Below are 16,707 nucleotides of genomic sequence, written 5' to 3' on the forward strand. Positions count from 1 at the left end.
AGTTCAACAAGTAACTATCGAAGTGTATACATCTATAGACAAAATTAACAGCCCCCGCCTTTGGCCAGCGGGAACCGGGCTGCCTTTATTTTTCGACGAAAGCGCGCTCGATGACGTAATCACCAGGCTCACCCACCCCCGGAGAGACGACAAACCCGCGGGCATCCAGGATCTTGCACAGGTCTTCAAGCAATGCCGGACTGCCGCACAACATGGCACGGTCGGTTTCAGGATTTAGCGGTGGCAAGCCGATATCAGCGCATAATTTGCCGTTTTCAATCAGGTCTGTCACCCGCCCGGTATTGCGGAAAGGTTCGCGGGTAACCGTCGGGTAATACACAAGCTTTTCACGGATGACGTCACCAAAAAACTCATTGTCAGGCAATTCGTTCTGGATGAAATCAGAGTAAGCCAATTCGCTGACATAACGAACTCCATGCACCAGTACAACCTTGTCAAAACGGTCGTAAACATCAGGATCTTTGATAATGCTCATGAACGGTGCCAGCCCCGTGCCGGTACCGAACAGAAACAGGTTCTTGCCTGGCTTGAGATCATCAACCACAAGAGTACCGACCGGTTTGCGACTGACCAGGATTTCGTCACCCACCTTCAGGTGCTGCAAACGCGATGTGAGCGGGCCGTTTGGCACCTTGATGCTGAGGAATTCGAGATTTTCTTCGTAATTGGCGCTGGCAATGCTGTAGGCGCGCATGAGCGGCTTGCCTTCGACTTCCAGGCCAATCATGACGAAGTGCCCGTTATGGAACCGCAATGCCGCGTCTCGTGTGGTGGTGAACGAGAACAAGGTGTCGTTCCAGTGGTGGACGCTGAGGACTTTTTCTGAATTGAAGGCAGCCATAGTGTATGTGCTCGATTAATTAAACGTACAGGCTTAAATTTAAAAAACAACCAAGCCAGATAATGCTTTTGATTTTATGAAATACATTTATTTTTAACAAGGCCTTATGCTTATTACCAACAGGTATTGGACCTTGCCGTTAATACTATAAATAAAGTGTACACACTGTTTCTATGCTGGTAAACCCCATTATATGCTAAGCTTGTTGCGAATCATTGTTATTTACAAACGCGTTATAACCATTCTGGAGTTTCAAATGCGTCAATCCCGTTCATTTCTTCCCGGCCTGCGCACGGTTGTTGCAGCGGGCATGTTTGTCATAGCCGGCCTCGCCAGCGCCGCCGAGGTCAACCTGTACACCACACGTGAACCAGGACTGATCCAACCCATCCTCGAGGCCTTCAAGAAAGACACGGGTATTGATGTCAACACGGTATTTGTCAAAGACGGTTTGCTCGAACGGGTTCGTGCCGAGGGCGAAAAATCACCCGCCGATATCCTGATGGTGGTTGATATTGGCAACCTGATTGACCTGGTTCAGGGCGGCGTGACCCAGTGCAGCACCCTCTGCGACCCTGGCCGACGTGATTCCCGCCAATCTGCGGGACCCGGAAAACCACTGGTACGCACTTTCGTTGCGTGATCGAGTCGCCTACGTGGCCAACGAACTGGATATCAATACCCTGACCTACGAAGACTTCGCCGACCCGAAGTATAAAGGCAAGGTGTGCATTCGCTCTGGACAGCACCCCTACAATACCGGGCTGATCGCTGCCATGATTGCCCACAACGGCGAGGCAGCGACCGAAACATGGCTCAAGGGCGTAAAGGCCAACCTGGCACGCAAAGCGGCCGGTGGTGACCGCGACGTGGCGCGCGACATTCTCGGCGGAATTTGTGACCTGGGTATTGCAAACGCGTATTATGTGGGTCGCATGAAAAATGCCGAGCCTGGTAGCGACAACTACAAATGGGGTCAGGCCATCAAGGTGGTTCGCCCCACGTTTGCAGCAGATAAAAGCAAGGGAACACACGTTAATGTATCCGGCGCAGCTGTTGCAAAGCATGCCCCCAACAAGGAACAGGCCGTTCAGTTGCTAGAATATCTGGTTTCCGAAAAGGCGCAGCAAATGTACGCCAACGCCAATTACGAATACCCGGTACGCGCCGGGGTTAAACTTGACCCCGTCGTAGAAAGTTTTGGGGCGCTGGTCGTTGACCCGTTGCCACTGGCCGAAATCGCCAAATATCGTCAGCAAGCCAGCAAGCTGGTTGATAAAGTCGGTTTCGATCAATAATTAACCATCGCCGGGCTGCGTACCCTGGGTGCGCAGCCCGTTTTTGCAGGAAGCCAAGCGCTTGCAGTTGCGTCAATTGTTCTGGAGTTCTGATACCGGCTGGCGGCTTGGTGCACTGTTCATTGCGCTCTGCGTCGTTACGCCCGTCATCACGTTAGGTTGGCTGGCCCTTCAGGGGTCGGTTGACCACTGGACGCATCTGCTCAATTACGTTGTTCCGACCGCATTCCTCAATACTGTGCTGCTGTTGCTTGGTGTAGGGGTGCTGGTCACTTGCATGGGTACCGGTGCGGCCTGGCTGGTCACCGCATTTTCTTTTCCTCGCAACGGATCCTGTCGTGGGCATTGTTGCTGCCACTGGCGGTACCCACCTATATCGTGGCCTTTGCCTACCTCGACATCCTTCACCCGATCGGCCCGTTCCAGTCCGTTATCCGCGACCTGCTGGGCTACAGCAGTCCGCGCGAATTCCGTCTGCCCGACATTCGCGGCTTGCCTGGCGCCATCTTTCTGCTGGGGTTTGTCCTTTACCCTTATGTTTACCTGTCGACACGCGTCATGTTTGCCACACAGGCAGCCAGCCTGCTGGAGGCCGGACGAATCCTCGGCCTGACCGGGCGGGGTGTCTTCCTGAAAGTGGCGCTGCCACTGGCGCGCCCGGCCATTGCCGTCGGTGTCAGCCTGGCATTGCTGGAAACGCTCAACGACATCGGTGCCTCCGAATTTCTGGGGGTTCAGACACTGACCGTGTCGGTATACACCACATGGGTCACCCGCTCGGATCTGGCAGGTGCCGCGCAAATTGCGCTGGCCATGCTGGCCATTGTGGTCGTGCTTATTTTGCTGGAACGCCATGGTCGCAAGCGACAGCGCTACGCCAACACACAGCGCATGCGCCCTGTACAACCCAAGCCGTTAACGGGCAGTGCAGCCTTGCTGGCTGTTCTGCTTGGGTGGGCACCCATTGTGATCGGGTTCATTGTCCCTGCCTTGTATCTGCTGAACCAAACCCTCAAACACCTTCACCTTGCCGGTGGCGTTTCCGCCCAACTGGTACAAAGCGCCATCAACACGATCGGTATCGCCGTTTTTGCCACCATAGTTGTCGTTGTGTGCGGCGTCATACTGACCTGGGCTGCCCGCAGTGCAAGGTCAAAATCGCCTTACGCCCTCAGCAAGCTGTGTGCACGGGTCTCGACAGTAGGGTATGCCCTGCCGGGAACCGTCCTGGCCATCGGCATCCTGACCCCAATCAACCAGGTCGATGACTTCCTTTCCTGGGTGGCCGGCCTGTTTGGCGCCGCCTCGCCCAGCCTGTGGCTGATGGGGTCTGCTGCGGCACTGGTCTGCGCCTACGCCATCCGGTTCATGGCGATATCGGTCGGCGGTCTGGAGTCTGGTCTTGCCCGCATTCCTCCCTCACTCGAACAGGCCTCCCGCCTGCTTGGCGAAACCGCCACAGGCACCTTGCGACGGGTTCATCTGCCCTTGTTGCGCCCTGCCATTGGGGCTGCTGCACTGCTGGTGTTTGTCGATACCATGAAAGAACTTCCGGCCACGCTACTGCTCAGGCCTGTCAATTTTGAAACCTTGGCCACCTGGCTTTATGCTGAAGCGGCGCGCGGCACCTATGAAGAAGGTGCGGTGGCGGCGCTGACCATCGTAGTGGTGGGTTTATTGCCGGTCATTCTGCTGGCCCGCAATCAACTCAAATCCGGACATTAACGTTATGCCAGACGACCTGCTTAAACTCGACGACGTTTCGCTTGCGTACGACACGCCCGAAGGGCTGTTACCGGTCGTTAACCATCTTTCCCTTGGGCTTCAAAAGGGCCATATCGGCTGCTTGCTCGGTGCCTCCGGATGCGGAAAAACGACCGTGTTGCGCGCCATTGCAGGTTTTGAACCCTTGCGCAGCGGTACCATTTACCTGGGCAACACCCTGTTGTCAGCACCCGGTTTTCAAGTTGAACCGCAAGACCGCAACGTCGGTATGATGTTTCAGGACTACGCGCTGTTTCCCCACCTGACGATTGAAAAAACGTCGGTTTTGGTTTGCGGCAATGGGATAAAGACAAACGGATTGCGCGTGTACGCGATATGCTTGAACTGGTCAGCCTGGCCGATGTAGCCAAACGCTATCCGCATGAATTGTCGGGTGGGCAGCAACAGCGCGTTGCGCTCGCCCGGGCCCTGGCACCTGAACCTGAATTGCTGCTGCTGGACGAGCCGTTCTCAAATCTTGATGTAGACACCCGCGAGCGCCTGGCCTTTGAAGTCAGGGACATTCTGAAAGATACCGGACACACGGCTTTGCTGGTGACGCATAACCAGGCCGAGGCCTTTGCCATCGCAGATCGTATCGGTGTCATGGAAAAGGGGTAATCGTGCAATGGGACACCCCTATGGCCTGCATCACCAGCCGGCCAGTGCCTTCGTGGCCGACTTTGTTCGACGCGAAGCCCTGATGGCACAACGCGCGCAAGCGTACCTGCGCGGCGAAGGCAGCTGATCAGGCACGCGGGCTCGCACTGCCCTGCCCGGTTTTGTTGATGATGGTCATGGCCGATGCAATCAGGCCGCCCATGTCAGCCATATTTGACGGCAAGATCAGGGTGTTGCCCTGTTTGGCCACATTGGCAAAGGCGTCAACATAGCGTTCCGCCACATTCAGGTTGACCGCCTCAATACCGCCGGGCTGATTAACTGCCTGGGCCACCTGGGTAATGGCTTTTGCAGTCGCCTCGGCAACCACCAGCACCGCCCTTGCCTCGCCTTCCGCCTTGTTGATCTCGGCCTGCTTTTCGCCTTCAGAACGTGCAATAAACGCCTCGCGCTCACCGGTAGCAATGTTGATCTGTTCCTGACGGCGTCCTTCAGAGGCGGCAATCAGTGCACGCTTTTCGCGTTCAGCCGTGATCTGTGCTTGCATGGCACGCAAAATCTCGGCGGGCGGCGTCAGATCCTTGATTTCGTAGCGCAATACTTTCACGCCCCAGTTAAGCGCCGCCTCGTCGAGCGCCGCAACCACCATGGCATTGATCATTTCACGTTCTTCAAAGGTTTTATCCAGTTCCATTTTGCCGATCACGGAACGCAGTGTCGTTTGCGCCAGCTGAGTGATGGCCGAAATATAGTTTGATGAGCCATAGGAAGCGCGCATGGCGTCTGTTACCTGGAAATATAAAACACCATCGACCTGAAGCTGGGTATTATCTTTGGTGATACACACCTGGCTAGGTACATCGAGAGGGATTTCTTTGAGCGAATGTTTGTATCCGATGCGCTCAATGAACGGGATGACAAAGCCAGGCCCTGGCGACAGGGTACGGTCATATTTACCCAGGCGCTCGATGACCCAGGCATGCTGTTGCGGCACGATAGCCACCGCTTTGATGACGACGATGAACACCAGAACAATGGCAACAAAAAGGAAAAAGACGGAAGAATCTGGATCAAACATGACAGGGCCCCACGGATTAAAAGAAAATCATGATCATGGATTGATAAAAACAGCATGAACAGGCGACAGGCAATACGACTGCATGGAATACAACACGGCTGTCAGCAACAGCATTGAATACAACACGACTGTCCGCAACAACCGGCCACGACTCACAGCGTTCAGGAAGCCTGCAGAGGCACCAACACCAGCACCGAGCCATCAATCTCGACAATGCGATGCGATCCACCAGCGGCGGGGTACCCGGCAGCCAGCCGCGCCGACCACAGTGCCCCCGATACCGCACCTGAGTCGTATGACCCTGACCCCAGCCGGCCACACTGACCACCTGACCGATATCGAGATTAACGTCCCGATTGGTGGCCGCATTGATTTCGCGCTTTTTAAGCACATGGGTCTTGCGCAATACAAGCAGACCAAGCCCGGTGACCACGGCAACGGCGAGCAACTGCATCGGGAATGAAACACCTAATGCGGCGACAATCCCACCGGCAGCCAGGCCGACAGCAATCAATAATAAATAAAACGTACCGCTGAGCACTTCACCAATAAGAGCGGCCAGCGCAAAAACGAACCAGAACCACATACCCGGGCCTCCGAAACGCCATGCGGCTGCATGCACATGACGGCGATTGTTCGACAGACCAACAGGTTACACCAGCGACCTGCCCTCGTGGGCGAGTAAAGCCGATTTCCGGTGAATGCCGCCGCTAAAACCGGTTAGCTGCCCATGTGCGCCGACGACCCGGTGACAGGGCACGATGATGGAGACCGGATTCCTGCCCGCAGCAGCCCCCACCGCACGACTGCCACGGCTATTGCCCGACACCCGGACCGACACTTCACCATAAGTCAGTGTGTGACCAAACGGTATCGTCTGCAAGACCTGCCACACCCGGCACTGAAACGGCGTTCCTTGAAGGCGCAGCGGAATATCGAAACCTGTGCGTGTACCTGAGAACCATTCAGCCAACTGGGTCATGGCACGGGTGAAGATGTCTTGCGCAGACAACGGGCACGAAGGGTCAAGCCAAGGGCATGCATGTTCATTAACGGTTCGCTCATAAATTGCAACCGGGCAATCCGCCTGGTCGTCAAAATAGAGCCCGCACAAGGCGGCATCCGAAACGGCCAGAACAATCCGCCCAAGCGGGCTAGGAGTTTGAGCGAAATAAACCGAAGAAGACGCAGACATCGTGAAAATTGCCTATACTTCAAATGAAATGAAAAGATTTCCTGAATCGGGTTGACTACTTCCGGTATTCAGGGTTTCGTTTCAAGGACCAGCCCCAATCAAGACCCACACACGGTCAGGCCCCAGACCCGAGCTTGTTGAATGCGAAAAAAACCACTGCACGACGTGATGCCATTTTGACCACCGCCCTCGAGGTATTTCGTGAGGTCGGATTTGATGCCGCATCCATGTCATTGATTGCAGCGCGTATCGGTGGGTCGAAAGCCACACTTTACAACTACTTTTCATCCAAGGAAGAGCTGCTGCTGGCGGCCATGCGTTATTCGGCCCAGGAACTCGGCCAGAACATCATGACATTCATCGGCTCACCTGGCGATCTTCGCCGCCAACTTGAGCGGTTCGCCCAGTCATTGCTGGCGGTGCTCAACGATGAAAATACACTAAGGCTAATACGGGTTGCAATTTCTGTCAGTGGCCAATCAGAGCACATCGGCAAACATTTTTTTGATCTGGGCACCGAAGCCGTCTGGCAAAAAATGGCCGATTTCATGGCGAGGCAAGTGGCTGCGGGCAAGTTAAAGCCTGAAAACCCGGAAGTGCTGGCCATGCATCTGCGCTGTTTATGCGACATGGATCTGATGTGCAACCTGATGCGGGCCCACAAGCTATCGACCCAGAAAGAGATTGGTGAAAAAGCCAAACTGATCGCAGACCTGTTCTTGCGAACTCATGGCGCCAGCAGCAGCTGAATTTACAAACATGTAATAGTTGCGAACCCAAGTTGCGAGCGGCACACAAACACAAAAACCCCGCTGCGCAATGTAACGGGGGTTTTTGTCATGGCTGACTGAAAATACCCGTTACGTGCCGCAGACACGCTTCGGGCGAAACCGGCGCCGTATTGCACGCCACCGGCTATCACAACGCGCCTTATTTGGCCAGGCGCTGCCAGGTATCAACCACAGTATCGGGGTTCAGCGACATGGACAAAATGCCCTGGTCACGCAACCAGTCGGCCAGATCGGGGTGATCGCTAGGCCCTGGCCGCAAATACCAACATATTTGCCTGCATTCAAGCACGCCTTGATGGCACGATTCAGCATGAACTTGACCGCATCATCGCGCTCGTCAAAGTCGGCTGCCAGAAGTTCCATACCCGAATCACGATCAAGGCCCAGAGTCAGCTGGGTCATGTCGTTGGAACCAATGGAGAAACCGTCGAAGTGCTCGAGGAACTGATCAGCCAGAATGGCGTTGGACGGAACTTCACACATCATGATGATGCGCAAACCATTCTTGCCGCGCTCAAGGCCATGGCTGGCCAGCAGGTCAATGACCTTGCGCGCCTGCGCAACGGTACGCACAAATGGGACCATGATTTCGACGTTGGTCAGGCCCATTTCGTCGCGTACCTTTTTCAGAGCCTCGCACTCCATGCGGAAGCATTCTTCGAAGTCTTCAGCCAGATAACGCGATGCACCGCGGAAGCCCAGCATCGGGTTTTCTTCCTCGGGCTCGTAGCGTGAACCACCCACCAGCTTGCGGTACTCGTTCGATTTGAAGTCGGACATGCGGACGATAACGGGCTTGGGATAGAACGCGGCACCAATGGTAGCGACACCTTCGGCGAGTTTTTCAACAAAGAAGGCACGAGGACTGGCGTAACCGCGCGCAGCCGATTCAACCGCTTTTTTAAGGTCGCTGTCGACATTGGGGTAGTCGAGAACGGCTTTGGGGTGGACGTTGATATTGTTGTTGATGATGAATTCGAGACGAGCCAGACCCACACCGGCGTTGGGGATCTGCGAAAAGTCGAAGGCCAACTGAGGGTTGCCGACGTTCATCATGATCTTGACGCCGATTTCGGGCATTTCACCCCACTGAACCTGTTCGATTTCAGTTTCGATCAGGCCGTCGTAAATACGACCTTCGTCACCTTCGGCGCATGACACCGTCACTTCCTGACCATTTTTCAGGTCATCGGTGGCCGTGGCGCAGCCAACAACCGCCGGGATACCCAGCTCACGTGCAATGATGGCCGCGTGGCACGTACGGCCGCCGCGGTTGGTCACAATGGCGGAGGCCAGCTTCATGACAGGTTCCCAGTTCGGGTCGGTCATGTCAGTGACGAGAATATCGCCGGCACGAACCTGATCCATCTCGGAAACGTCGGCCACGATGCGAACTTTACCCGAACCGATTTTCTGCCCGATGGCACGGCCGGTAACCAGTACCTCGCCGGTGGCTTTCAGGCGATAACGTTCTTGTACGTCGTTGGCGCCTTGCTGCGACTTGACGGTTTCAGGACGGGCCTGCAGGATGTAAATTTTGCCATCAATGCCGTCGCGACCCCATTCGATATCCATGGGACGGCCATAGTGTTTTTCAATAATGACCGCGTAGCGTGCCAGTTCAATGACTTCGTCGTCGGTTAATGAGTAGCGGTTGCGCTCGGAAACCGGAACATCGACAGTACGTACGGCATGACCCGATACCCGCTCGACGTCAAATTCCATTTTGATGAGTTTGGAACCGATGCGGCGGCTGATAATGGGGTAATGACCGGCTTCAAGCGTAGGCTTGAACACATAGAATTCGTCGGGGTTGACGGCGCCCTGAACAACGGTTTCACCCAGGCCGTACGACGATGTGATGAAAACCACGTCGTCAAAGCCGGATTCCGTGTCGAGCGTGAACATAACACCTGCACTGCCCAGGTCTGAGCGCACCATGCGCTGGATACCGGCAGACAAGGCCACGTCGGCGTGTGCATAGCCTTTGTGAACACGATACGAAATAGCCCGGTCGTTGTACAACGACGCGAAAACATGACGAACCTTGTCGAGCACGTCGTCGATACCGACCACATTGAGGAAAGTTTCTTGCTGGCCCGCAAACGAGGCGTCGGGCAAGTCTTCGGCCGTGGCGGAGGAACGTACCGCAAATGAACCTTTGCCGTCGGCATCGAGTTTGGCAAAGGACTCGCGAATGGCACTTTCGAGTTCTGCCGGGAAGGGTGTTTCAACGATCCATTGACGGATCTGCGCGCCGGCTTCGGCCAGTTCACGCACGTCTTCGGCATCGAGGGTGGACAGGCGCTGCTGGATGCGTTCGTCGAGACCGGTTTGCTTCAGGAACCCGCGAAAAGCATCGGCCGTCGTGGCAAAACCGCCGGGCACACGCACACCCGCACCCGCCAACTGGCTGATCATTTCGCCCAGGGACGCATTTTTGCCCCCGACCGAGTCAACGTCCGTCATGCGGAGCTGCTCGAAAGATACAACATAAGACATGAAGTCACCTTTAACACTATAGAAGAAAGCTTGTTTGCTTATGGCATAGTGAATTGACTTAAAATCTGTGCACTAAGCAAACCAGCCTTGCGTTCTTCAGGCGTAAGGCAACAAAGCATTGTACCTTTTTCGAACCTGAATGGGCCAGCCTCTCTGATGACATCTTCCACCGCCGAACGTACTGTATTCATTGTTTCCGATGGCACCGGGATCACTGCGGAAACCTTTAGCCACTCGGTACTGTCGCAGTTTGAAGGTGCCAACTTCCGTTCCATCCGCTTGCCCTTTCTTGACAGCCGTGAAAAGGTGCTTGAAGCCGTCGAGCGCATAAACCGTTGCAGCAACGATACAGGTTTTCAACCCCTGGTCTTCAGCACACTGGTCAACCCCGAAATGGCCGATTTGCTTAAAGGTGCAAATGGCGTTTTCCTGGATCTGTTCGGTACCTTCGTGAAACCCCTTGAAGAAGCCTTGGGCATGAAATCGAGCCATTCGGTAGGCCGGTCACATGGCAGCGGTACCTCACAAAAATACCGTGACCGTATCGAAGCCATCAATTTCAGCCTGTCGCATGACGACGGGCAATTTGTGCACGGACTGGACAAGGCTGACGTCATCCTGGTGGGCGTCTCACGTTGCGGGAAAACACCCACCAGCCTTTATCTGGCCATGCAATACGCACTCAAGGTGGCCAACTTCCCGCTGATTCCAGAAGACTTCGAACGAGGCACCTTGCCCTCGACACTCGCGCCTTTCCGTAAAAAACTGTTCGGACTGTCCATCCAGCCGGAACGCCTGTCCGAAGTTCGCAATGAGCGCCGACCAAACAGCAAATATGCCAAACTCGAACAATGCCGTTACGAAGTGGCAGAAGCCGAGCGCCTGATGCGCATGGAAGGCATTGCGTTTGTCTCGACAACCAGTCGGTCCATCGAAGAAATTTCCACAAAAGTGCTGCAGGAAGTCGGCCTCGAAGCTCACATTTACTGACAGCGATGTTGTCGCCATTGTTCGTACATGCAAACGGCCATGGCAACGGCCACATTCAATGACTCAACGGCGGGTGCCTGGGGTATGAAGACCTTTAAGCCGGCCAACGCCTGAAGCTCAGGGCCCACCCCTGCCCTTCGTTGCCGGCCAGCCAGGCGCAGGCCGTTGGCAGACGGGTGTCATACAAGGCAACGCCGCCCTCCAGAGTGGTCACTGCCAGCGGAATGTCAAGACAGGCCGCCAGTGTCTGCAAATCAAGGTTTTCGTAAATATCGAGTGCAAAATGCGCACCCTGTGCACTGCGCAAAGCCTTGGGTGACCAGGCACTGGCCGACCCCGAACTGATAAAGACCTGGCCTATTTCTACTGCGGCGGCCGTTCGCAGCAGCGTACCCAGGTTACCTGGATCCTGAACCCGATCCAGCCAAAGGCAGTTCCTGGAGATTCGGGCGGGCAGTGGCGGACGAGGCACCTTTACCCGGAAAAAACCCCTGTCCTTCACCAGCGACGGCTGAAAGCTTCATCCACAATGAGGCTTCAAGACAAAGGCATGCTGAATCGTCCAGCCGACTGGCCAAGGCTTGCAATTCATGTGAACGCTGCAGCTTGTCTGCATCAAAAACAGCGCTCAACGGCTGACCTTGATGCCGCAACCACTCCTGGCACACATGGACCCCTTCAAGCAGCAGCTCATCCCGTACCTTACCGGCAGCAAGACGAACCAGTTGCTTGTACGCCCCGTTATCTCTGGACTGGATGAATTTCATGGCATGCGTTGCCCGGGTTCGTTGGCGGCTTCATCAGGCACAACGTGACCGTGTTCTGGTGTCACATCGGCGACCTGGCCAGATGACAAGGACTGCGCCCGTGCTTCGCGTACCGGCCCGAAACTGAGACGATGCGCAGGTGATGGGCCAAACTGCCTGAGGCGTTGCAAATGGATGGCCGTACCATACCCTTTGTGACGGTTGAATTCATACTGCGGGTATAACCCGTGCAGACGCTCACAATCGGCATCACGTGCCGTCTTGGCCAGAATTGATGCCGCTGAAATGGCGGCCACCTTGGCATCGCCCTTGATAATGGCCTGAGCCGGGGCAGGCAGCCCTTGCGGTACCCGGTTGCCATCAACCAGAATCAGTTCAGGTCGTAGGGAAAGCCCCTCACAGGCACGTCGCATGGCCAGCATTGTTGCCTGCAGAATATTCAGTGTATCGATTTCCTCAACACTGGCACAGGCAATACACCAGGCAAGGGCATGTTGCCTGATCTGCCCGGCCAGCCGTTCTCGTTGCTGTGCCGTCAGTTTTTGGAGTCGGCCAGACCCGCAGGAACCCCTGTTTCGGGCAAAATAACTGCTGCGGCATACACCGGTCCGGCCAGCGGACCACGCCCGGCTTCATCAACGCCGGCAATGCGTACGGCAGCCGGTTCGCCACCGAACAGATCAGCTTGCCGCACCGGTTGCCACCTTGTAAATAGCCTCGGCAGCAAGGCGTGGCGTATCGCACTTGAGTGTCAGGTGCATGTCACGAAAACGGTCGGCCAATGAGGCCGCCAACGCCGGATCATTCAGCGCCTGCCAGCAGGCCTGCGCAAGTTTTTCAGGTGTCGCGTCATCTTGCAACAATTCGGGCACGGCAAAGTCGTTCAGCAGTACATTGGGCAAGCCAACCCACGGCACGTATGGTTTTTCCTGCCCTGATTTCCATGCCATCAAGCGACGCATCATGGGCGACAGCACATACGATATAACCATGGGTCGCTTGAACAGCGCAGTTTCCAGTGTCGCCGTCCCGCTGGCAACCAAAACGGCATCCGCCGCTTCCATGGCATCCCATGCCGCTGGACGGCCAGCCAGGGTACTTTGATCAATAATTTCAAGATGATCAACCGGGTACTGCGACAAGATCGCCTGGAACTCCTGGCGACGCTGAGCATTGACCATGGGGACGACCACCTGCAACCCGGGTGTCTGGCGCTGAAGAATCTGCACGGCCTGCAAAAACCTGGGGGTCAGCAAGCGAATTTCCGATGACCGGCTGCCTGGAAGCACCGCCAGTACTTTTGCTCCGGTATCGAGCCCCAGACGTCGTCGCGCATCAGTACGATCGGGCTCGATCGGGATCAGATCGGCCAGCGGATGGCCCACATACGTGACGGGAATGCCCTCTTTGACGTAAATAGCTTCTTCAAAGGGGAACAGCACCAGCATGTGCGACACGGACTGGCGGATTTTATGAATACGACTGTAGCGCCACGCCCAGATAGACGGACCAACAAAATGAACCGTTGGAATACCCGACTGCTTAAGCTGGTGCTCGAGGCGCAGATTAAAGTCAGGGGCATCAATGCCGACAAACACGTCGGGCGAATGTTGCAACCAGCGAGATTTAACGTTGTTGTAGGTCCTGACAAGCGACGGAAGTCGTTTCAGCGCATCGACATAGCCAAACACTGTAAGGGCGGCCATGTCGTGCCAGCAGTCAAGGCCCTGGGCTTTCATGGCCGGGCCACCGATACCTTGAAAACTGATAAACGGGTGGCTGCCGGGCTGACCGGCTGACCCTGCATTAGCGCTCGCTCGTGCCGACAGGCCTTGCATGACACGGGCGGCCAGCAGATCACCCGAAGGCTCGCCGGCAACCATACCGATACGCAGCGTCATGCCCGGGAAATACCCCGGCCTTCGGCCGAGAGAAAATCAACCAGCGCCTGCACGGCCTCGGCTGCCTCGGGACGCTCGGCTTGCAGGGCTTTCATTTGCACAACGGCTTGTTCAACGGTTAACTGACGTCGGTACAGCAACTTGTACGCTTCTTTCAATGCTGACAGCGATTCTGCACTGAACCCGCGTCGGCCAAGACCTTCGGAGTTGATGCCTACAGGCCGGAACGGGTCGCCTGCCCCAATGACGTAGGGTGGGATATCTTGACGAATAGCGCTGTTACCGCCCACCATGCAATGGGCACCGATACGCACAAACTGGTGTGCTGCAGTTGACCCACCGATGATGGCCCAGTCTTGCACATGAATATGTCCGGCCAGCTGAACGTTGTTGGCAATGATGGTGTGACTCCCGATCTGGCAGTCGTGTGCGATGTGCACGTAGGCCATGATCCAGTTGTCATCGCCAACCCGGGTTACGCCGACATCCTGGAGAGTACCGGTATTGATGGTGACGTACTCGCGCACCATGTTGCCGTTACCGATTTCAAGGCGCGTCGGTTCACCCTTGTACTTTTTGTCTTGCGGGATCCCGCCAATTGAACAAAAGCGATAAAACGTATTTTTTTCACCAATGGTGGTATGACCATCGATAACGCAGTGCGGCCCAACCTGAGTGCCGGCCCCGATAACGACATCGGGCCCGATAATGCTGAACGGACCCACCGACACGTCGGACGCCAGGCTGGCGCCCGGCGAAACGATTGCGGTGGGATGAATCAGGCCCTGGCTCATTCTTCAATGACCCGGATCGCGCACATGAGCTTGGCCTCGGCCACCTCTTGCCCGTCAACGGTTGCGCGACCGGTATATTTGCACATGGTGCGACTGATGCGATCGGCCGTGACCTCAAGACGAAGCTGGTCACCCGGCACAACAGGACGACGGAAGCGTGCACCATCAACACCAACCAGGTAGTAGGCAATTTTGTTGTTGGCAGGATTGACGTTTTCATCGCCTTCAAAGGAGAACAACGCCGAAGCCTGAGCCATTGCCTCGATGATAAGCACACCGGGCATGACCGGATGGTGCGGGAAATGGCCCGTAAAAAGGCTCGTTCATGGACACGTTTTTAATTGCCACAATGCTTTTACCCGGCACCATTTCGAGTACGCGGTCAACCAGCAGCATCGGATAGCGATGCGGCAAGCGTTCCATGATTTGCTTGATATCCAGTTCCATTTCGAATCCTGCTTGTGCGCAGCTGCGCACGTTGATGATTAACTATTATTTTTTCGCATGCGCGTACACGACGACGCAATTGCGAGAGTTGCGACACAACCGCTGCGTTCTTCTGCCACTGCCCATGTTCGGCATAGGGATACACCCCGGTATACCGTCCGGGCTCCAGGACATCGGATGTAATGGCGGTACCGCCAGACACGTGCACGTCGTCAGCCAGCGTGATATGACCTGACAACATGGAGGCACCACCGATAGTGCAGCGCTGGCCAATTGTGGTTGAGCCGGCCACCCCGACACAGGCTGCCATGGCGGTGTTGTCGCCAACCCTGACGTTATGTGCAATCATGATCTGATTATCGAGCTTGACGCCATTGCCGATAACCGTATCGTCAAGGGCACCCCGGTCGATCGTGGTGTTGGCGCCGATTTCAACGTCATTACCGACGACCACGCCACCCAGCTGAGCGATTTTGGCCCAGGCACCCTGACCTTTGAAGGGATCAGGGGCAAAGCCGAAACCATCGGCGCCGAGCACTGCACCACTGTGCACAATGACACGATCACCTACGCTGACACCGTGGTACAGCGTGACGTTGGCATGCAACAAACCTTGTTTGCCAAGTACTGCGCCCTGTCCGATGAAGCACCCTGGACCCAGGCGGCTACCCGCCCCGATCTGTGCGCCTGCCTCGATGACACAATTAGGCCCGATGCTGACGCCATCGCCAATGACGGCACCCGGGTCAATAACCGCCGACGGATGTATACCCGCAGGCATGAGCGACAAGCGGTGCTGATCGAACCATTGGGCAATCAGGGCATACATCAGATACGGCTGACTGCACACGACCACCGGGCGTGACGAATCAAGATCGAGCTGATCGAGCACGTCTTGAGTGATGATGATGGCTGCCGCACGACACTGGGCCACCTGATCTTTAAGACGCGGATTGGAAAGAAAACTGATTTCCTCGGGCCCGGCACAAAGCAACGAGCCTATACCCCGGATTCGGGATGTAGGCTCGTTATGCTGCTGGTAATCGAGGCCGACCGTGTTGGCAGTACGCAGCAGGTCGGCCAGGTGTGGCGCCTGTTCAGGCGCTAACAATACCGGCATGAGGCATTAACCGCCCAGGGATTGCAGCACCTGATCGGTAATGTCGACGCGGGGACTTACCGTTACCGCATCTTGAATGATCAGGCCGTAGCCTTGGCTTTCTGCAATTTTCTTGATGGCTGCATCAGCCTTTTCCACAATGCTTGAAAACTCTTCGTTACGACGACGATTGAAGTCTTCCTGGAACTCGCGGCGCTTGCGTTGCAGGTCGGAATCAAGGTCAGCCAATTCGCGCTGACGACGGATGCGGTCAGATTCGGACATGACCTGCGCGTCTTTGTCGAATTTTTGTGCCTGGTTGCGCAGGGTGTTGGCCAGGTTTTGAAGTTCCTGATCGCGTTTCTTGAATTCAGATTCGATTTTGCTTTGTGCAGCTTTGGCCGGTTTGGAATCGCGGAGGATGCGCTCGGTGCTGACGAAGCCCACTTTGGTGCCCTGAGCCTGCGCCGGAGCCGGCGCAGCCACCAGCGATACGGCACCCACAACAGCCGCCAGGGCCAGCGCGCGCTGACCGCGGGCAATGCTACGGGATAATGCAGAAACTTTCAAAACTAATTTAGACTTCATGAAAAATCTA

At 55.7% G+C, this 16,707-nt stretch carries 9 protein-coding genes and 8 pseudogenes; 5 read left to right on the plus strand and 12 right to left on the minus strand.

Going from position 1 to position 16,707, the window contains the following annotated elements:
* Nucleotides 1-85 precede the first annotated feature (85 nt).
* Nucleotides 86-862, minus strand: a complete 777-nt coding sequence (locus N7E01_RS17575) for a ferredoxin--NADP reductase (protein WP_289173812.1) — start codon at nt 860-862, stop codon at nt 86-88.
* A 310-nt stretch (nt 863-1,172) separates the two neighbouring features.
* Here N7E01_RS17575 and N7E01_RS17580 point away from each other — a divergent pair.
* The 3 pseudogenes from N7E01_RS17580 to N7E01_RS17590 all read left to right on the plus strand — a co-directional run bounded on the left by N7E01_RS17580 (nt 1,173) and on the right by N7E01_RS17590 (nt 4,672).
* Nucleotides 1,173-2,160 (plus strand): annotated as a pseudogene (locus tag N7E01_RS17580) (Fe(3+) ABC transporter substrate-binding protein).
* 43 nt (nt 2,161-2,203) lie between these two features.
* Nucleotides 2,204-3,885, plus strand: a pseudogene (locus tag N7E01_RS17585) (ABC transporter permease).
* Between the two features lie 4 nt (nt 3,886-3,889).
* Nucleotides 3,890-4,672 (plus strand): annotated as a pseudogene (locus N7E01_RS17590) (ABC transporter ATP-binding protein).
* Here N7E01_RS17590 and N7E01_RS17595 read toward each other — a convergent pair.
* The 3 genes and pseudogenes from N7E01_RS17595 to N7E01_RS17605 form a co-directional block, all read right to left on the minus strand.
* Nucleotides 4,673-5,623, minus strand: a complete 951-nt coding sequence (locus N7E01_RS17595) for an SPFH domain-containing protein (RefSeq protein ID WP_289173813.1) — start codon at nt 5,621-5,623, stop codon at nt 4,673-4,675. It lies immediately after the preceding pseudogene.
* A gap of 161 nt (nt 5,624-5,784) precedes the next feature.
* Nucleotides 5,785-6,209 (minus strand): annotated as a pseudogene (locus tag N7E01_RS17600) (NfeD family protein).
* A gap of 66 nt (nt 6,210-6,275) precedes the next feature.
* Nucleotides 6,276-6,818, minus strand: a complete 543-nt coding sequence (locus N7E01_RS17605) for a methylated-DNA--[protein]-cysteine S-methyltransferase (RefSeq protein ID WP_289173814.1) — start codon at nt 6,816-6,818, stop codon at nt 6,276-6,278.
* A 176-nt stretch (nt 6,819-6,994) separates the two neighbouring features.
* Here N7E01_RS17605 and N7E01_RS17610 point away from each other — a divergent pair, with 176 nt between their 5' ends.
* Nucleotides 6,995-7,567 carry a TetR/AcrR family transcriptional regulator gene (locus N7E01_RS17610; RefSeq protein WP_289173815.1) on the plus strand — a complete coding sequence of 191 codons (573 nt, stop codon included), beginning with the start codon at nt 6,995-6,997 and terminating at the stop codon, nt 7,565-7,567.
* 181 nt (nt 7,568-7,748) lie between these two features.
* Here the strand turns inward: N7E01_RS17610 and ppsA are convergent.
* Nucleotides 7,749-10,111: pseudogene (gene ppsA / locus N7E01_RS17615) on the minus strand (phosphoenolpyruvate synthase).
* Between the two features lie 156 nt (nt 10,112-10,267).
* On the opposite strand from ppsA, the gene ppsR reads away from it, so the two are divergent.
* A complete protein-coding gene (gene ppsR / locus N7E01_RS17620) occupies nt 10,268-11,101 on the plus strand; it encodes a posphoenolpyruvate synthetase regulatory kinase/phosphorylase PpsR (RefSeq protein ID WP_289173816.1) in 834 nt (277 codons plus the stop codon).
* Between the two features lie 94 nt (nt 11,102-11,195).
* Here ppsR and N7E01_RS19700 read toward each other — a convergent pair whose 3' ends face one another.
* The 7 genes and pseudogenes from N7E01_RS19700 to N7E01_RS17655 form a co-directional block, all read right to left on the minus strand.
* Nucleotides 11,196-11,573 (minus strand): TrmH family RNA methyltransferase, encoded by a 378-nt coding sequence (locus tag N7E01_RS19700; protein ID WP_491565765.1) that lies wholly within the window; start codon nt 11,571-11,573, stop codon nt 11,196-11,198.
* 291 nt (nt 11,574-11,864) lie between these two features.
* Nucleotides 11,865-12,562: pseudogene (rnhB, locus tag N7E01_RS17630) on the minus strand (ribonuclease HII).
* Nucleotides 12,549-13,769 carry a lipid-A-disaccharide synthase gene (lpxB, locus tag N7E01_RS17635; protein WP_289173817.1) on the minus strand — a complete coding sequence of 407 codons (1,221 nt, stop codon included), beginning with the start codon at nt 13,767-13,769 and terminating at the stop codon, nt 12,549-12,551. The pseudogene rnhB and the gene lpxB overlap by 14 nt, the downstream one beginning before the upstream one ends.
* On the minus strand, nt 13,766-14,563 hold the full coding sequence (gene lpxA, locus N7E01_RS17640; RefSeq protein ID WP_289173818.1) for an acyl-ACP--UDP-N-acetylglucosamine O-acyltransferase: 798 nt from the start codon (nt 14,561-14,563) through the stop codon (nt 13,766-13,768). The genes lpxB and lpxA overlap by 4 nt, the downstream gene beginning before the upstream one ends.
* Nucleotides 14,560-15,010, minus strand: a pseudogene (gene fabZ, locus N7E01_RS17645) (3-hydroxyacyl-ACP dehydratase FabZ). Before fabZ ends, lpxA begins: the two are co-directional and overlap by 4 nt.
* 46 nt (nt 15,011-15,056) lie before the next feature.
* Nucleotides 15,057-16,130: pseudogene (gene lpxD / locus N7E01_RS17650) on the minus strand (UDP-3-O-(3-hydroxymyristoyl)glucosamine N-acyltransferase); the annotation flags it as partial.
* A gap of 6 nt (nt 16,131-16,136) precedes the next feature.
* On the minus strand, nt 16,137-16,697 hold the full coding sequence (locus tag N7E01_RS17655; RefSeq protein WP_289173820.1) for an OmpH/Skp family outer membrane protein: 561 nt from the start codon (nt 16,695-16,697) through the stop codon (nt 16,137-16,139).
* Nucleotides 16,698-16,707 lie beyond the last annotated feature (10 nt).

The organism is Neopusillimonas aromaticivorans, assembly GCF_030344915.1.
GTDB lineage: Bacteria > Pseudomonadota > Gammaproteobacteria > Burkholderiales > Burkholderiaceae_B > Neopusillimonas > Neopusillimonas aromaticivorans.